The 15,887-nt window shown below is 39.4% G+C and carries 18 protein-coding genes and 1 pseudogene; 8 read left to right on the top strand and 11 right to left on the bottom strand.

Going from position 1 to position 15,887, the window contains the following annotated elements:
• Nucleotides 1–327 precede the first annotated feature (327 nt).
• From QFZ73_RS22840 to QFZ73_RS22830, 3 genes are all read left to right on the top strand, one after another.
• Nucleotides 328–882, top strand: coding sequence for a GNAT family N-acetyltransferase (locus tag QFZ73_RS22840; protein WP_034307447.1), 555 nt, complete (start codon nucleotides 328–330; stop codon nucleotides 880–882).
• A gap of 205 nt (nucleotides 883–1,087) precedes the next feature.
• Nucleotides 1,088–1,480 carry a CidA/LrgA family protein gene (locus tag QFZ73_RS22835; protein ID WP_251428574.1) on the top strand — a complete coding sequence of 131 codons (393 nt, stop codon included), beginning with the start codon at nucleotides 1,088–1,090 and terminating at the stop codon, nucleotides 1,478–1,480.
• The gene (locus QFZ73_RS22830) at nucleotides 1,455–2,138 is read left to right on the top strand and encodes an LrgB family protein (RefSeq protein ID WP_307271031.1); all 684 of its coding nucleotides are present in this window, start codon (nucleotides 1,455–1,457) and stop codon (nucleotides 2,136–2,138) included. The genes QFZ73_RS22835 and QFZ73_RS22830 overlap by 26 nt, the downstream gene beginning before the upstream one ends.
• A gap of 55 nt (nucleotides 2,139–2,193) precedes the next feature.
• On the opposite strand, the pseudogene QFZ73_RS22825 reads toward QFZ73_RS22830, so the two are convergent.
• The 3 genes and pseudogenes from QFZ73_RS22825 to QFZ73_RS22815 form a co-directional block, all read right to left on the bottom strand.
• Nucleotides 2,194–3,531 (bottom strand): annotated as a pseudogene (locus tag QFZ73_RS22825) (IS3 family transposase).
• Nucleotides 3,532–3,608: 77 nt separating this feature from the next.
• Nucleotides 3,609–3,761: a DUF2639 domain-containing protein gene (locus QFZ73_RS22820; RefSeq protein ID WP_307271028.1), complete on the bottom strand. Its 153-nt coding sequence runs from the start codon at nucleotides 3,759–3,761 to the stop codon at nucleotides 3,609–3,611.
• Nucleotides 3,762–3,813: 52 nt separating this feature from the next.
• On the bottom strand, nucleotides 3,814–4,902 hold the full coding sequence (locus QFZ73_RS22815; RefSeq protein WP_307271025.1) for an undecaprenyldiphospho-muramoylpentapeptide beta-N-acetylglucosaminyltransferase: 1,089 nt from the start codon (nucleotides 4,900–4,902) through the stop codon (nucleotides 3,814–3,816).
• Nucleotides 4,903–5,095: 193 nt separating this feature from the next.
• On the opposite strand from QFZ73_RS22815, the gene QFZ73_RS22810 reads away from it, so the two are divergent.
• The 3 genes from QFZ73_RS22810 to QFZ73_RS22800 all read left to right on the top strand — a co-directional run bounded on the left by QFZ73_RS22810 (nucleotide 5,096) and on the right by QFZ73_RS22800 (nucleotide 8,529).
• Nucleotides 5,096–6,208, top strand: a complete 1,113-nt coding sequence (locus QFZ73_RS22810; RefSeq protein ID WP_307271022.1) for a mechanosensitive ion channel family protein — start codon at nucleotides 5,096–5,098, stop codon at nucleotides 6,206–6,208.
• Between the two features lie 311 nt (nucleotides 6,209–6,519).
• Nucleotides 6,520–6,642, top strand: a complete 123-nt coding sequence (locus QFZ73_RS22805) for a hypothetical protein (RefSeq protein ID WP_307271019.1) — start codon at nucleotides 6,520–6,522, stop codon at nucleotides 6,640–6,642.
• A gap of 531 nt (nucleotides 6,643–7,173) precedes the next feature.
• Entirely contained in the window at nucleotides 7,174–8,529 is a 1,356-nt protein-coding gene (locus QFZ73_RS22800) for an MATE family efflux transporter (protein ID WP_307271016.1), read from the top strand.
• 59 nt (nucleotides 8,530–8,588) lie between these two features.
• Here the strand turns inward: QFZ73_RS22800 and QFZ73_RS22795 are convergent, their stop codons facing one another.
• Nucleotides 8,589–9,362 (bottom strand): SDR family oxidoreductase, encoded by a 774-nt coding sequence (locus QFZ73_RS22795; RefSeq protein ID WP_307271013.1) that lies wholly within the window; start codon nucleotides 9,360–9,362, stop codon nucleotides 8,589–8,591.
• A 159-nt stretch (nucleotides 9,363–9,521) separates the two neighbouring features.
• Here QFZ73_RS22795 and QFZ73_RS22790 point away from each other — a divergent pair, with 159 nt between their 5' ends.
• Nucleotides 9,522–9,989 carry an Hsp20/alpha crystallin family protein gene (locus QFZ73_RS22790; RefSeq protein WP_307271010.1) on the top strand — a complete coding sequence of 156 codons (468 nt, stop codon included), beginning with the start codon at nucleotides 9,522–9,524 and terminating at the stop codon, nucleotides 9,987–9,989.
• A 188-nt stretch (nucleotides 9,990–10,177) separates the two neighbouring features.
• On the opposite strand, the gene QFZ73_RS22785 is transcribed toward QFZ73_RS22790, so the two are convergent.
• The 7 genes from QFZ73_RS22785 to QFZ73_RS22755 all read right to left on the bottom strand — a co-directional run bounded on the left by QFZ73_RS22785 (nucleotide 10,178) and on the right by QFZ73_RS22755 (nucleotide 15,292).
• Nucleotides 10,178–10,927: a CAP domain-containing protein gene (locus QFZ73_RS22785; protein ID WP_307271007.1), complete on the bottom strand. Its 750-nt coding sequence runs from the start codon at nucleotides 10,925–10,927 to the stop codon at nucleotides 10,178–10,180.
• A 455-nt stretch (nucleotides 10,928–11,382) separates the two neighbouring features.
• A complete protein-coding gene (locus QFZ73_RS22780; RefSeq protein ID WP_307271005.1) occupies nucleotides 11,383–11,820 on the bottom strand; it encodes a FixH family protein in 438 nt (145 codons plus the stop codon).
• Between the two features lie 19 nt (nucleotides 11,821–11,839).
• The gene (locus QFZ73_RS22775) at nucleotides 11,840–13,255 is read right to left on the bottom strand and encodes a sensor histidine kinase (RefSeq protein WP_307271003.1); all 1,416 of its coding nucleotides are present in this window, start codon (nucleotides 13,253–13,255) and stop codon (nucleotides 11,840–11,842) included.
• Nucleotides 13,252–13,938, bottom strand: coding sequence for a response regulator transcription factor (locus QFZ73_RS22770; protein WP_251428532.1), 687 nt, complete (start codon nucleotides 13,936–13,938; stop codon nucleotides 13,252–13,254). Before QFZ73_RS22770 ends, QFZ73_RS22775 begins: the two co-directional genes overlap by 4 nt.
• Nucleotides 13,939–13,943: 5 nt before the next feature.
• A complete protein-coding gene (locus QFZ73_RS22765; protein WP_307270998.1) occupies nucleotides 13,944–14,210 on the bottom strand; it encodes a hypothetical protein in 267 nt (88 codons plus the stop codon).
• Nucleotides 14,182–14,907, bottom strand: a complete 726-nt coding sequence (locus tag QFZ73_RS22760; protein ID WP_307270995.1) for a YncE family protein — start codon at nucleotides 14,905–14,907, stop codon at nucleotides 14,182–14,184. Before QFZ73_RS22760 ends, QFZ73_RS22765 begins: the two co-directional genes overlap by 29 nt.
• Nucleotides 14,908–15,025: 118 nt before the next feature.
• The gene (locus QFZ73_RS22755; protein WP_251428526.1) at nucleotides 15,026–15,292 is read right to left on the bottom strand and encodes a hypothetical protein; all 267 of its coding nucleotides are present in this window, start codon (nucleotides 15,290–15,292) and stop codon (nucleotides 15,026–15,028) included.
• Between the two features lie 98 nt (nucleotides 15,293–15,390).
• Between QFZ73_RS22755 and QFZ73_RS22750 the strand changes: the two genes are divergently transcribed.
• Nucleotides 15,391–15,633 carry a DNA alkylation repair protein gene (locus QFZ73_RS22750; protein ID WP_307270990.1) on the top strand — a complete coding sequence of 81 codons (243 nt, stop codon included), beginning with the start codon at nucleotides 15,391–15,393 and terminating at the stop codon, nucleotides 15,631–15,633.
• Nucleotides 15,634–15,887: the final 254 nt, after the last annotated feature.

Genomic DNA, 15,887 nt, shown 5'->3' with positions numbered 1-15,887 from the left:
AAAGCAGGCGAAAAAATCAGTTTTCAATGGAATGATGCAGGCGTTTGCCTTCCAATTTCACCCTTCATGAAAAAGTTGAAATTTGACGAAAAAAAAAGGCAAAAAACCTATTCCCAAACCGTTTTTTTTTTAGTATTATACCTTCGTAAGGTTCTTTAGATTTGCATAATTTCTGACATAAAAATAGGGAAGGCAAATGGTGCGCCACCGGTTTCCGGTTCTAGTGGGTTCGATTCCCACCCCGAAATTTTTTGATGAACGACTTAAAAAATTTCGAGGGTGGGCAGCGACTACGCATAAGAACTGCCCTCAAACGGAGGGACGGAAATGTTAAAAAAGAGAGATTTCACAGATTGTTTTTCTCTTTATGAACAAATGACGCATCCAGATGTCTTCCCTTTCGTGCGCCATAAGGTAGATTCATATGAAGAATATGTTTTCATTACTAAGCAAACGATCGAAGCCGAAGATGCTGGGCAACTCATTTCACGAACAATCTTGGATGAATGGGAAAATCCCATCGGTTGTATTTCTTTATACGATATTGAAAATGGTGCAGGTTTCTTAGGCACATGGCTTGGCAAGCCTTATCATGGAAAAGGGTATAATGCCATTGCAAAAGACGCTTTCTTTAAAGAGCTTTTTTTCGAGCTCGGTTTGGAAACGGTCTTCATGCGTATTCGCAAAAAAAATATCCGCTCTATAAAAGCCGCAGAAAAGCTTCCATATGCCGTCAATGCCAACGAAACAAGAAAATCCCTTTATGACCAGATCAATCATGAAGGAGATATCTACGATTTGTATGAAATCCCTAAAGATTTATACACCTTTCATATCCTTAGACAGCATGATGATGACGAACAGCAGTTACTTGAAGCATAAAGCGAAGAACATTTCAACATGGCTTTGTTTATCTTTTCATATAATGGCCGGAGCTTCCAAACCTGGAAAGCTCTTTTTTCCATTTTCACAGGATGTTTAGGATAGATTGCTGCAAATCCCTATTCTTTTTAGGGATATTTTTTTATAATGAATACAATTGACCAATTCAACAATATATTCAAAGCGTCATTGAAAGGACTTAATCATGAAAAAAACATTTGCTTTTATCGTGCAGCTTATCTTCCTGCTCATCATTTGCAAGCTCGGCTATTATTTAGCCCATTTACTTCATTTACCTATACCAGGCAACGTCATCGGCATGATTCTGTTATTCGGTTTATTACAGACGAAGGTTATAAAAGTCGAATGGATTGAACTTACTTCAGGATTTTTGGTTAAGCACCTAGCCTTTTTCTTCATTCCCATTTCAATCAGTTTAATGACAATGGGATGGCTTTTCATTGAATTCGGTTTGCCATTGGCACTTACATTGGGAGTCAGCCTTATATTTGGATTCATTGTTTCAGCTTGGACCGTTCAGAAGCTATCCCATAGAGGAGAGGTTAAGCAGCATGACAGCGTTCATCACAACTTATAGCATCTTTATAACCATCCTTGCCTATTTCATTGGAAGGATAATATATGCTAAACATCCATCACCTTTTACTACGCCTGTATTTTTCAGTACGGTTACAATTATTCTCGTACTGCTGATCAGCGGTTTGGACTTCGAAGATTATTCACCAGGAAAAGACATCATCACCTATTTCCTGGGACCAGCTACCGTTGCTTTGGCCGTACCACTTTATAAAAATAGAAAAATAATCGTTAAATATGCAATGCCGGCAATTAGCGGCATGGTTTTTGGTCTTCTGGTCACATTGATCATTGCATTCGCCATCGCTAAAGCATTTTCACTTCCGCAATTCATACTCCAAGGATTGGCGGTTAAATCCATTACAGTGCCCATCGCTGTTGAAATCACGGAACTTTATGGCGGAAATTCCAATATATCAGCAGCCTTCGTCATTTTGACTGGGGTGCTGGGTACGATGATCGCTCCAAAAATGATGGATAAACTAAACATTACTATGCCCTTCGCACGTGGTATCGCTTATGGTACGATCGCTCATGGTCTCGGAACGGCTCAAGCTGCCCAGGAAAGTGAGTTTACCGGGGCTGTCGCAGGTGCGGCAATGGCTATCGCAGGTATCCTTATTTCCTGTTTCTTTCCTTTTATAAGTAATTTCCTATAAAAAAGAACCGCAAACAAAGACGTTTGAAGGGAACCCAAAAAGTTAGACACTTTATTTACTTAGGCAGCCTTGAGGGCATGAACCCGGTAATCGGGCTCATGCCTTTTAATTTTACCTTGATTCGTTGATAATTGTAGTAATGGATATATTCTTCTAGTTCTTGTTTGAAATGCTCCATGCTTTCAAATTCTTGAAGATAGAGTAATTCGATTTTAATTAGCCAAAGAAGTTTTCAATGACCGCATTATCGAGACAATTTCCTTTGCGGGACATGCTTTGTGTAAGTTATGTTTTTTCAAATCATGCGAGTATTGTTTCATCTGATAATGCCAGCCCTGATCTGAATGGAGAATGGATGAATCTTTCGATTCCAAGCGATCAAAGGCTTTATCCAGCATTTTGGAAACGAGCGGATAAACAGGACGAGATTCGATATTATAGGCGATGATTTCTCCATTAAATAGGTCTAGAATTGCCGATAAGTATAGTTTCTCCCCAGCTAGATGGAATTCTGTGACGTCTGTCACCCATTTTTCATTGGACTTTGCCGCCTTGAAATCACGTACTGGAATGTTGGGCGCAATCTTGCCGATGTTCCCTTTGTACGAACGGTATTTCTTCATGCGAACCAATGACTTCAATCCTAGTTCATTCATCAATCGGAGAACTGTTTTATGATTGATGCGAGCACCTCGGTTACGTAATTCTAGGGTGATACGCCGATACCCATAACGCCCTTTATGCGTATGGAAAATCTCTTTGATAAGGGATTTAATTTCTGTGTATTTATCCTCACGCCCGAAGGCGTTTACCCAATAATAGTACGTACTCCGTGCCATTTTAGAAATGGATAGAAGCAGATTTAAATCAAATTGTTTCCTTAGTTCATGGACTACTTTCGCTTTTTCTTTCTTTGTAAGGCTTCCTTTTCTTGAACTAAGGCATTCAACTTTTTTAGATAGGCATTCTCTGCACGTAAGTATTCTAATTCGGCAAGAAGTGCTTCTTGAGAGCCATTAGCTGGCGATTTTTTCTTAGTTTCTTTTTTCATGGATAGACGTCCCTTTTTCTTTGGTTTAAGGGCGTCTATACCTCCTTCCTGAAACTGATTTGCCCAATTCAAAAGTGTAGAATCGGAAGGAAGGTTATAGTGTACAGCCATCTCGTTGATCGATGCCCCATATTCGTTCATATATTTAAGTACCTCTAGTTTAAGAGGCAGAGTGTAATTTATATAGGATGAAACAAGTCCTTCCATCCCATGTTTTAGATAGCGAGCGACCCATCTTTTCAGAGGGGATAAACCTACATTTCTTTCTTAAGCAATGGATTTATAGGATTTTTTCCCTGCTAGTACTCTAAAACTGCTTTTGATTTTTCGTCTATCGTATATTTAGTCAAAAAAACTGCACCTCCAATTGTTAGATGTTGTCTAACAATTGGAGGTGCAGTTCACGTTGCGGTTCTTTTTTATGATTTATCTCTTTTTTGCAAATCGTCGTATAAACGCCTTAGAATATAAGTTTTATACAGCTCCAGCTTTTTTTTCTCAATTGGATGATAGCTAATCCCTGCGGCTTTTAGCCGCTGAATGAACCATCCTTTGGAATATTCATAAGCCATTCTACCCCCTCCTCTGTTCGAAAAAGATATGCTAAATAGAGGGGAATGATACTTATTTTTTTGCGGCCATTACTCTCAGTAATAATTCATACATTTCAGCCGCCGTTTTGAATGGGCGTTTTTGACGCATTTTCTCCTGATATTCATCCGATTGTTTCAATAAATCCGCTAATGTAGCATTAAAAATCCGGTCATTTAGCTCTTCCTCTTGAATGACTTTACAAAAACCCTGTTTTTCAAAGCTTGACGCATTCAGGATTTGATCTCCACGGGATGCATTGGCACTAAGAGGGATAAGCAACATGGGCTTTTGCAAACCAAGGAATTCAAAAATTGAATTTGAACCTGCCCTTGACACAACGACATCAGCAGCCGCCAAAAGATCGAATAATTCTTCGTGTACGAATTCAAAAGGAGCATATCCCCTTTGTTTCAATTCCGTTTTCACATTTCCCTTGCCGCAAATGTGAATAATCTGATAATCCTTTAATAAGGCATCAAGGTTATCTGTAATCAAATTATTGATTTTAACGGCCCCAAGGCTTCCGCCCATAACGAGTAACACCGGTTTGTTATTCGTGAATCCACAAAATGCCTTTCCAGCAGAAGCGTTTCCCGTAAAAATCCCATCGCGCAATACAGCGCCAAGATACATGGCCTTCTCTTTCGGAAGATCTTTTTCCGTTTCCTGGAAGGTAGTGAAAATTTTCGATGCAAGTGGCATGGCAATCTTATTAGCCAGACCAGGCGTATAATCCGATTCATGTATCGCAATCGGTATTCTCAGCATCTTGCCGGCCAAGACGACTGGAACCGAAACGAATCCACCTTTAGAAAAAATGAAATCCGGCTTGGTCTTTTTTAATATTTTTCGTGCATCAAAAATCCCTTTTATGACCCGGAAAGGGTCTTTCATATTTTCAACAGATAGATAACGTCGGAATTTCCCAACGGAAATCGTTTCATAACGGACCTCGGGAAATTCCGTTTCGATGATATTTTTTTCAATGCCTTTTTTTGAACCAATATAAGTAACATCCCAATCATGCTTTAAAAATTCCGGGATGATTGCTGCATTAACAGATACATGACCGGCAGAACCGCCTCCGGTAAATACTATTTTCTTAGTCAATATTTCCACCTTCCAAACTTAAAAAATCACTTTGCATCCATATTACCATATATCCTTGCCATTAATAACTTGAAAAAGTATTCAGTGAACCGTAAAATCCCAATGATGAATGTAATCATCGATTATTTTTCCTTTTTCAGCATGAATATATTATAATCTTAGTATTCTACAATACTACAAGATACATTGGAGGAGTAATACATTGCAAGAAGTTTCTGATTCTCTCCATCAATTTGATGGAATCGAAGCCTGGACCAAATTAGGAATTTCCATAGGAATTTTTCTAATCTTCCTTTTGCTTCGGAAAGTATTTACTACATATATATTCAAATTCTTTCTTCGAATTGCAGAAAAACGTAAAGTTGAATTTGCCGCCAACTTAATGCTCGCTATAGAACAGCCGGTAAGATGGCTTATCGTTTTGATTGGTGTTATCATTTCACTGCACTATTTTCCGATTGACTCACCTTCGGTTGAATTAAGATCAAAAATATACAGATCATTTTTTGTCTTCTTAATAATTTGGACAATATTCAATATCAGTTCGATCTTAACTATTTTATTTCCGAAATTAGTAAGTAAATTCGGGCTAGAAGTCGATCAAATCGTCATGCCGTTCTTTACGAAAATCATTAAACTGATCATCATTGCTTTTGGTGCCTCCATCATTGCGGAGGAATGGGGATTTAATGTCGATGGATTTGTTGCAGGGCTTGGATTGGGTGGATTGGCTTTCGCCCTTGCCGCTAAAGATACGGTCAGCAATTTCTTCGGGGGTATCGTCATCGTTACCGAAAAACCTTTTACCATAGGAGATTGGGTCAAAACTCCAAGTGTGGAGGGAACCATTGAAGACATCACATTCCGAAGCACTAAAGTTCGGACTTTTGCCCAAGCTTTAGTTACCGTCCCAAATGCGACCCTTTCGAATGAACCGATCATCAACTGGTCCAAGATGGGCAAAAGACAGATTGCCTTCCATTTGGGTGTGAATGTCACGACACCAAAAGAAAAATTGGAAAATGTCATTAAAGACATTGATAAAATGCTGATTGATCATCCAGAGGTACATCCGGAAACGATTTTGGTTAAATTTGATGAGTTCAGTCATTCCGGTTTCAACCTTTACCTTTATTTCTTCACGAAAGCGACGGACTTTGGAGGATATCTATCAATCAAAGAAGATGTGAACTTTAAAATAATGGAGATATTGGAACAGGAAGATGTACAAATCGCCATCCCTTCCCAGGCTTTCATTCTTCAAAAAGAATCAAATATGGAAGCCATGAATGATTTTGAATCCATGCGCGACTGACAAAAAGACTTGCCTAAAACGGCAAGTCTCAGACTGTAGACAACCTCGATGAAAATCGAGGTTGTCTACATTTTTTTATGGCTTGTACAAATTTTGACGTTGATTTCCACTCCAGGCACTCGCTTTCCGCGGGCGGTCCGGGAGCCTCCTCGGCGCCCTTGCGCCTGTGGGGTCTCCCCTGGACGCGCTTTTCCCGCAGGAGTCTCGCACCTTCCATTCCAATCAACTTTGTTTTAACTTTTAGATAGAACCCTTTTGCCTAAAGTCTTTATTGTTTTAAAATAGACTAATTAAAACTTGAGGTGATGAGGATGCTTTCTAAACATGATTCTATTCAGCGAGATCAACTTGAAATGATTACTTTAGATCAACTGGTGCCAGCAAACCATTTGGTTCGTAAAATGGAAGCTGCCATTGACTTCTCTTTCATTTAGATTTAGTGAAGATATGTATTCAGAGGTAGGAAGCCCAAGTATTGATCCAGCTAAATAAGTTAAACTGACCTTCATTCAATATACCTTCAGTATTCATTCATGCGTAAAACAATTGAAAGAAGGTTGAAACAAATATGACTTACAGTTGGTTCTTTTGCTCAGCAGCTGTCATTAAGATACGATAGAAATCTGTTCAAACAAGTCTGTATTTTAAAGCGTCGTTTAATTTTCCCCGAACATTGAGATATGAGGCACTTTATCATGGAAACCATATCGCACTGGCTTTCACATGTGTGGAATCCACGTATACTTGCTCTGCCTTATTAACTTAAATAAGCGAAAATTCAAAGGGAATTTCAAAAGGGGTTCAGAATTTTTTAATTCCGAACCCCTTTTGTCTACAAACTGAGACTTGCCTAAAACGGCAAGTCTTTTTTAGCTTCAAATAAAAACTCTTAAAACATCACATGCTTATGTGATATAATTCTTTCATTGTGTCGAAAATTCCAAATATTGATATGAGGTACTTTGATGAATCAGACTTATACTAAAACACAAAAGATCCGCTTGTTATTTTATATTTTGATACCTATCCTGATCACCCAAATCAGCATGTATGCCATGACTTTTTTTGATGTGATGATGTCGGGACAATACAGCACTCAAGACGTTGCTGGCGTCTCCATCGGCAGTTCGCTATGGACACCCGTGTACACGGGGCTGAGCGGGATATTGATTGCCTTAACGCCGGTGGTTTCACAGCTGGTAGGTTCCAGGCAGTCTAAATCCGTTTCCTATTCCGTGATGCAGGCCATTTATTTAGCTGTAGCTTTATCTTTGTTCATTTTAATCATTGGGGCGTTTTCTTTGAACCCCGTTTTGAATGCCATGGACCTTGAAAATAGTGTCCACATGGTGGCTCATGATTATTTGATTGCCCTTTCATTCGGTATCATTCCTTTATTCGTTTATAATGCATTGAGGGCTTTCATTGATGCTCTGGGGCAGACTAGGATTTCCATGATCATCACCTTATGTGCACTCCCGGTGAACGTCCTTTTTAATTACCTGTTAATATACGGGAAGTTTGGATTCCCTGAACTTGGTGGTGTCGGTTCCGGATACGCCACCGCCATTACGTATTGGTTAATTGCCCTGGTGGCCATCTTTGTTGTGATAAAAATCAACCCATTTTCGACATATAAGGTTTTCAGTGAATTTTTCCGGGTTTCCTGGAAAGAATGGAGGGCTTTATTATTGATTGGGGTACCAATCGGGCTGGCTATCTTTTTTGAAACAAGCATTTTCTCGGCCGTCACCCTTTTGATGAGTAAGTATGATACCGTGACAATTGCATCGCATCAGATTGCCATGAATTTTGCGTCACTGCTTTATATGATACCGCTAAGTATATCCATGGCATTGACGATCGTCATTGGATTTGAAATTGGGGCAGCCCGTTATAAAGATGCCAAAGAGTATAGCTGGATTGGCATTTCGATGGCATTGACGATGTCGCTCGTTTTGTCGACCATCCTTTTCCTCTTCCGCGAACCTGTGGCCTCTTTATACACTAAAGATCATGAGGTAATGATGCTGACATCACATTTTTTGATATATGCCATCTTCTTTCAGATATCGGATGCCCTCCAGGCACCTATTCAGGGTATTTTGCGTGGATATAAAGATGTAAATGTCACATTTGCGATGTCACTGGTCTCCTACTGGATTCTCGGGCTTCCCATTGGCTATTTCTTTGCAAAGTATACGGATATGGGAGCCTTTGGGTATTGGATCGGCTTAATTTCCGGCTTGGCTATCGGGGCTATAGGATTGGCGGCCCGCTTACGGTTCATACAGCAAGTGAAATATAAAAAAATGGCGTAAAATGGGGCTGGATTACACCGGCCTCACCCTTTTTCATTCTGAATTCAAACCCTAAACCACTAGGCTTTATATATTTTCCCAAGAACATCCTTACCGCCTGTTACCGGAATGATGCTACCTGTAATGAAATCTGATTTTTCATCACAAAGGAACGTGATGACCCTCGCTATATCTTCCCCTGTACCCGGTCTGCCGACTGGAACCGTATCATCCCTTTCTGCTCTGGCGACCCTAATTCCCTCCTCTTTCCAATCACCTACGATATCACCAGGACAAACCATATTCACGGTGATGCCATGTGTAGCTTCTTCGGCAGCTAAAGTTCTTGTCAAGGAGGTCAAGCCGCTCTTTGCAGCGGCAAAAGCAGAACGATAGATCCAACCTGGTGCAGTTTCACACCGTTCAAACCCTAATGTAATGACTCTACCCCAATTTCTACTGCGCATTTGTGGAATAAGTTCCTTCGCAAAATAGAAAAAACCATTTAAATTTCCGTCCAAGATGTACGTCCATTCATCACTGCCATATTCAGTCATGGATTTACGATCATGCATATATGGACCTGCGTTATGAATGAAAATATCAACATGGCCAAATGTCTCCGAAATCTTTTGCAAAATATTCCGGCAATCTTCCTCACTTGATGAGTCACCTTGAATTGCAATTGCCTTAACATGGTACTTTTCCTGTAATTCATCCACTAATGCTAAAGCTGCCTGTTTACTTTTTCGATAAGTAATGATAATGGACATTCCATTATCCGCAAGTGAAAACGCCATCCTTTTGCCGATTCCCGTTGCCCCGCCAGTAATAAATGCTACTTTTTCATCCACAGGCTTACCCTCTTTATCTAATGGATTTTACTTAATTATACATAAGTTTATTCCATTTTCTATAATTTAGTAATGATAAAAAAGAACCTATGGGCTTTAGCTGCATAAAATATAACAAATTTAACCTGTCAGACCATAAGCAGGAGAGAGGAATTCAAAATGTTTCCCTGGAATTCACTTTTTTCTTTTAAGAATAACCCGAATCAAAAGGACTTCATAAAAAATATGCAGCAAAGTGATGTACAATCATTCATTGAAAAAGTATTTTCACAAGTCATCCCTGACAATATGCAAGGTATGATGAACCAAAATGATGGCGGCTCGCAAAAAGAAAATGCCAGATCTGAACATCCTTTACATGCCGATGTATTTGAAACCCACTTATATGTCTTTGTAAGAATTCCCATAGCAGATGAATCTTGGCTAAAGAAAATGAAACTTTACCATACTTCTAACCAATCCATCATCGAGGGGATTCCCGAAGAGTCAGATCGGCATGTCATAACACTGCCCACACTAGTTAAGAAAAAAGGAGCATCAGCCCAATATAAAGAATCAACATTGGAAATACGTCTTCAGAAAAGTTTCCATACACAGTATTCAGAAATCGATGTATCCGAGATTTAAGTTGCTTAACTGGGACCTCACTGATGTTAAGGTGCGGTTCCAGTTATTTCTTGGTCCATTCTTTTTTAAATTTGGGTATATTATAAAAAAACAATCGATGTCACAATTGATTTTATTACATCGAATGATCCATTTTCGCAAAAAAAAGCGCACCCCATGTTAATGGGATGCACTTTTCTATTAATCTATTATTTTCCGATGAATTGTTGAGTCCAGTAGTTACCAGATTCTACGTAACCTACTCCAATATGAGTAAAGCTAGAATTCATGATGTTTTCACGGTGTCCTGGGCTATCCATCCAAGCTTGTACCACTTCTTCAGGTGTTTGTTGCCCTTGTGCGATGTTTTCGCCAGCTGTTTTATAGCTGATTCCGAATTGTTTCATCATATCGAAAGGTGAGCCGTATGTTGGGCTATTGTGGTCAAAGTAGTTTTTATCTTTCATGTCTTGAGACTTGATACGTGCAACTTTGCTCAACTCAGTGTCGATTTTAAGAGCTGCCAAACCTTGTTTTTCACGTTCTGCATTAGTTAATTGAACAACTTCTTGTTCAAAAGCACTTAATTCAGAGCTTGTCTCTGGTTTTTTATCAGTTGATTTATCAGGTGTTACTTCTGGTGCAGCAGGCTTTGCTGCAGGTTTTGCTTGGTTATTTGTTCCAGTTTCTTGCTGAACTGGTTTTTGAACTGGTGTTTGAACCGGTTGTTGAACCGGTTTTTGAACTGGTTTTTGTTGTGCCTGCGCTGCAGGTAAAGTGATATTGTATTTAGCTAGATATTGGTTAAGGACTTTTTGCATATCCTCTTTATTCGTAGATTTATAAGTTACTTGTTTCACTGTAGTATCACAGTTGGCTGCTTCAGCTTGGTTAGCTCCTACTCCTGTGAATATAATAGCTGCAGCCGCTGCTGCTGACATAATCATTTTCTTTTTCATTCGTATTTCCTCCTGTGATGTTCATTTTTTGTTGTGCTTTGCTTCTGGAATTATCATAACATGCATTTTTTGTAATAAAGGCTCCATCAATTTCCATCAAATTCACAGGATGCGAATGAAAATATATTTATGATCCAAGTTTCAGAGAAAGCGTGCAAAAATGCTTTACCTATCTATGTTTCTGCCAGTAGTATAAATACTTATATTTTTCCAGATATTCCTTGTCAATGGTAGTTACATAGAACTATTTCCATGGAATACTAATAAATTTTAATTGACATATCGTTTTTAACCAACTTATTATGACTTTCTTTACTGTTATGTTACAAATTTTTCGGTTTAACTTCGACATTTCGTCATTTTTATCATTTCTCCCTATTGTCTTGAACATTTTTCCAAATAAAAAAACAATCCGGATTTAAACCCGGATTGTTTTGATTTGGATGGTACCTTCATCATTTCATTACTTCATCATTTATCTCGTCCATTTCCGTTTTTCCGCCATTTTGTTCGGGAGTGCTTGGTTTGCCTATGACGAATTCTTTCTTAGGCATGTTGTGCATATCCCTTGCCGTTACATGTGCATATACATAATAGGTTCCTTCTTCATCAAAAGTCTTTTCCAATTCATATATGCCGTTCCCTTTATGTTTTACCGCGATCTTGTCATGGTCATCGCTATTCGCAAGCCAAATTTCAAAACTGACATCATCCGCATCTGTCACGACTTCATCCCCATAGGTCACTTTTGCCTGAAATTTCACAGGCTCATTCACTTTACCCTGAATTGGATCAACAGCTAAATCGACATTTAACATTTTCGGAATTTCCTCTTCCTTGCCGCATCCAGCCAAGAAAATTAACGCCATGCAAAATAACATGATTTTTTTCATTTTTGAACGTATCCCCTTTTTATGAATTCCATTCTTCTTTTATAATCGGTAGGATGACCCTGACTTTCGTTCCCCTTTTTTCCTTGCTTTCTATTTCGATTTTACCATTTTGTAATTCCACCAATTTTTTGACAATGGACAGTCCAAGCCCTGACCCGCCATCAAAACGGCTGCGTGCTTTGTTCACTCGGTAAAAACGATTCATGATATATGGCAGATCCGCTTCCGGAATCCCGTTACCCGTGTCAGTAACCAGCAGTTCGCAATCTTCTTTATTCTGAATCAGGGCAATATGGATTGTTCCTCCAGAATCCGTATACTGAATGGCATTATCAAAAATATTATGTAGGATCTGTTCCATCCTTCCTTCATCCCCAAATATAATCGGGTCTGGATCGAGCTCTAGCTGCAAGTCCAATTGCTTTTCTTTTATTATCGGTTCATATTTCACAAGTACATCTTCAATGAATTGCGCATAAGCAATCGGGATTTTATTTAACAAGAATGGATCACTATCCATTTTTGATAAGTCCATCAGATCTCCCACAAGCTGCTGCAGCCTAAGAGCCTCCCTTGAAATGAGTTGAAGGTATTTCCTTTGCTCTTCATCATTTTTCACGACACCATCCAATATGGCCTGCGTGTAGCCCTTTACGTAACTAAGCGGGGTTCTGAGCTCATGTGCAACATTTTCCAGAAATTCTTTCTTTCTTTCTTCTTCCAAATGGATGGAATTTGCCATATCATTAAAGGCTATTGCCAGTTTACCTATTTCATCATGACTCCTTACCTCGACCTGTATATCATAATTCCCCTCTGAGACACGATGGGCTGCAGTCTCGATTTCCTTAATTGGACTGACTAGCTTTTTCAACCATTTCGTAGTAAACAAAATCGCGACAATCAAGAATAATAGAACCGCCGCCATCCATTTTGCGGCAAATTCCTTTAGTAAGACCGTAATGGAATCTACAGGAATATATGTATAGATGATGCCTTCGAGGCGATCTTCGTCAATCAGGGGTATGATCGCCGCTACGATGTTCTTTTCAAACCTTTTCTCATATCCCTCTTTTTCAACGGCTTTCCCATCTAAAAGCATTTGCCGTTCTTCTTCAGAAATAAGGGTGTCATAATTGATTTCAAAAGGCAGACAGGCACTCAATTCCCTGGGATTGTTGACGACAAAGACCTCGCTGTCATTCTTACTGTTAAACCATTCGACTTTTTCCTTGAAGTCTTCGCTGATTTCACCGCCGGAATAATCCGCCCCTAGCAATGACGCTTCATTGACTAAATCTGTTTTAAGCTTCTCCACATATAGATTTTTATAATAATATTGAGAAAGGGAGTAAGCGAACACCACGGATAGGATGATGGCGGTGATGATGGTAAGCCATAATTTAAAAGAGAGGGTTCGCCATTTATTGATCATTTCTTTTCCTCTATCTTATAACCGATTCCCCAGACGGTTTGAATGTAATCGGCCGCTCTTAATTTCATTCGTAACGTTTTGATATGGGTATCCACGGTACGTAAAGATCCTCCATACTCCCCGCTCCATACATGTTCAAGCAGTTGTTCACGGCTGAGTGCCTGGCTTTTATGACGCATGAGGAATAAGAGCAATTCGAATTCTTTCAAGGTTAAATTGATTGGCTTCCCTTCCACCAAAACCGTTCTGGATTGTAAGTTCAAGCTAATTTTACCGAATCGGACATGGTTTTGATTCTCTTCATTCAATGATGATTTCCCTGTCCTTCGCAATACCGCTTCGACCCTTGCGACCAATTCTCCTGGATTGAACGGTTTGACGATATAATCGTCGCCGCCAAGCTTCAGCCCTTTCACCTTATCCCATTCTTCACCTTTCGCACTGACAAAAATCACAGGGATCTCCCAATTTTCACGAATTTCTTCACAAACGGAGAAACCGTCCATACCTGGCATCATGATATCCAATAGGATTAAATCCACTTCCTCTGTTTCAACCATACTAATAGCTTCTTTTCCATTCGCAGCTTGAAGGCATCGATAACCTGAGTTCAGCAAATACATTTCAACTAGATTTCGCATATCTTCTTCATCATCCACGACTAAAATGGTGTAAACATGCATGTCATCTACTCCCTCAACATCAATTGGAACGGACCTTCGCCGACTTTGATCGTTTTTTTAACATCGACTGTTTCAGCATCCATTACATACACTTCATCACTATCATATCCCGCCACGACCACATCTTCGTTAAAGTTCGCCATTTCAAAGGGGTTGACGCCGACCACTTTGTTTTTCACTACCTCATATCGTTCATTCAATTTATATAAGGAGCTTGTACCGTGACTAAGGACAAATATGCCTTCAGCATTCTCCAGGAACTTTATCGGCATGGTGGGGGCCTTCAGCTTTTTCTTCAACTCTCCCGTTTTTTGCCGAATAAATATATAGATCTTCTTCGACTTGGTCCCCATCCCCGTGTCCCCCGATCCATATTTCATCCTTTTCTTCCCTTAATAATGAGCCTGTGCTCGAACTATGTACGGGAAATTCGAAATCGACCTTTTTCGTTTCAAGATTTATCACTGAACATTTGGTATCACCAAAATTAATAACATACAAACGATTGGCTTCCTCTCCTTGAAGGACGGTCAAGGGGCTTTTACCAACCTTTACAATATCTTGTTCCTCCCCATCAGCATTTAAAAAATGAATGGAGTGATTCGATTGATTGACCGCCACGATGCTTTTTCCATCACGCAACAACTGCATATTGACGATCCCTTTCCCAATTTTCCAACTGTTTATCAGTTTTCCTGCTGATAAAGAGTACACTTGGACTTTCTCCATCTCTTTTCCATAAAGCAGGATAGTATCTTTATCTGCAAGGAGCAGGGCTCCGGTAAATGGTTCTGAAATATCCCATTTTGCAAACGGATGATAGTTTTCATCTATGAAAGTCAAAGAGGTATCCTTGATATTCACAGTCGCCAGGAAAGATTCACTTTTATTGATTTTAGTAAATGCATTACCGCTATTACACCCAGTAAGCAGTAAGATGGCAAGAAAAAGCCCAATGCCCCACTTCATATTTTAAGCTCCTTATTCATTAAATATCTATTTTTTAAAAATTTTAACAATGATTTGTGAAAAAAGTATGAAGCAGAAAAGAATATTTGCTAACAAGCATCCGTATCACAACCGGAAATCATAATCTTTCCAATTCAGTGATATAGACCAGGACGATCGAATTTTTCATTTCTTCCGATAGCGTAGATTCCATCACGCGTTTAATACAGAGGTAAAATTTTTCCAATACTGGTTTTCGGGCACGGGGATGGGCATTTTCATCCAAAAGCTCACGACGGATGAGTTCCGATAACACTTCCTTACCACCTCCATCGGTCACCTTACGATTGTTCCATATACTTAAATAAGCCTCCAGTAATTCTTCTTGCCTGACATTTTCCTTCATAGTATCCCTTCCATCCATTACTAATTTATACATATTAATGATCAAGTTTGTAAAGACTACCTTAATAATACGAAAAATACAAAAAAGGAGTGAGTACAATGTCTCAAGTATACCGCTGTCCGAATTGCCGGACAAATAAATCTCGCTTCAATCTCATTCAGCAAGTATCAACACCCGTTAAAAAGGATCCTCAATCAGGTGAGATTGTCGAACAATATTCGAACGATTCTCTTCAGCCGTTCCATCTAGCATATAATGGTCCTGAAGTTCGGGTCCAATGTGCCGCTTGCGGATTAATTGAAGACGAAAGGACATTTGCCGCCTTTGGATTGCAACAATAAAAATGGGGCTGTCTGATAAGTTCCTAATATAAAACAGGTGAAGAAAAACAATTCGTTCTTCTTCACCTGTTTTTCTATTTTTATAATTCTCCCCTGAAGGTAGTTGGCAAAAGCCGGCTACCTTCAGGGGATTATGGGCCATGGCTACGATGCCAAACTCCGTTTGAACTTTCGTTAAGCCCCGAAGCGAAAGCGACGGAACGACCGATTGCCCTTGAGATGACCAAAAAGCACTCTCTACCTCGATTTTTCAT

The organism is Peribacillus sp. V2I11, from assembly GCF_030817135.1.
Lineage (GTDB): Bacteria > Bacillota > Bacilli > Bacillales > DSM-1321 > Peribacillus > Peribacillus simplex.
The sequence above is the reverse complement of the archived record's forward strand: the minus strand, read 5'-3'. Positions and strand labels throughout refer to the sequence as shown.

Bases quoted from the DNA above. Each gene is read 5' to 3' on its own strand.
- QFZ73_RS22840 (WP_034307447.1), top strand. From the start codon at position 328: ATGTTAAAAAAGAGAGATTTCACAGATTGTTTTTCTCTTTATGAACAA.
- QFZ73_RS22765 (WP_307270998.1), bottom strand. From the start codon at position 14,210: ATGCCGATAAAGTTCCTGGAGAATGCTGAAGGCATATTTGTCCTTAGT.
- QFZ73_RS22805 (WP_307271019.1), top strand. From the start codon at position 6,520: ATGCTTTCTAAACATGATTCTATTCAGCGAGATCAACTTGAAATGATT.
- QFZ73_RS22780 (WP_307271005.1), bottom strand. From the start codon at position 11,820: ATGAAAAAAATCATGTTATTTTGCATGGCGTTAATTTTCTTGGCTGGA.
- QFZ73_RS22790 (WP_307271010.1), top strand. From the start codon at position 9,522: ATGTTTCCCTGGAATTCACTTTTTTCTTTTAAGAATAACCCGAATCAA.
- QFZ73_RS22750 (WP_307270990.1), top strand. From the start codon at position 15,391: ATGTCTCAAGTATACCGCTGTCCGAATTGCCGGACAAATAAATCTCGC.
- QFZ73_RS22775 (WP_307271003.1), bottom strand. From the start codon at position 13,255: ATGATCAATAAATGGCGAACCCTCTCTTTTAAATTATGGCTTACCATC.
- QFZ73_RS22755 (WP_251428526.1), bottom strand. From the start codon at position 15,292: ATGAAGGAAAATGTCAGGCAAGAAGAATTACTGGAGGCTTATTTAAGT.
- QFZ73_RS22835 (WP_251428574.1), top strand. From the start codon at position 1,088: ATGAAAAAAACATTTGCTTTTATCGTGCAGCTTATCTTCCTGCTCATC.
- QFZ73_RS22820 (WP_307271028.1), bottom strand. From the start codon at position 3,761: ATGGCTTATGAATATTCCAAAGGATGGTTCATTCAGCGGCTAAAAGCC.
- QFZ73_RS22785 (WP_307271007.1), bottom strand. From the start codon at position 10,927: ATGAAAAAGAAAATGATTATGTCAGCAGCAGCGGCTGCAGCTATTATA.
- QFZ73_RS22760 (WP_307270995.1), bottom strand. From the start codon at position 14,907: ATGAAGTGGGGCATTGGGCTTTTTCTTGCCATCTTACTGCTTACTGGG.
- QFZ73_RS22800 (WP_307271016.1), top strand. From the start codon at position 7,174: ATGAATCAGACTTATACTAAAACACAAAAGATCCGCTTGTTATTTTAT.
- QFZ73_RS22770 (WP_251428532.1), bottom strand. From the start codon at position 13,938: ATGCATGTTTACACCATTTTAGTCGTGGATGATGAAGAAGATATGCGA.
- QFZ73_RS22830 (WP_307271031.1), top strand. From the start codon at position 1,455: ATGACAGCGTTCATCACAACTTATAGCATCTTTATAACCATCCTTGCC.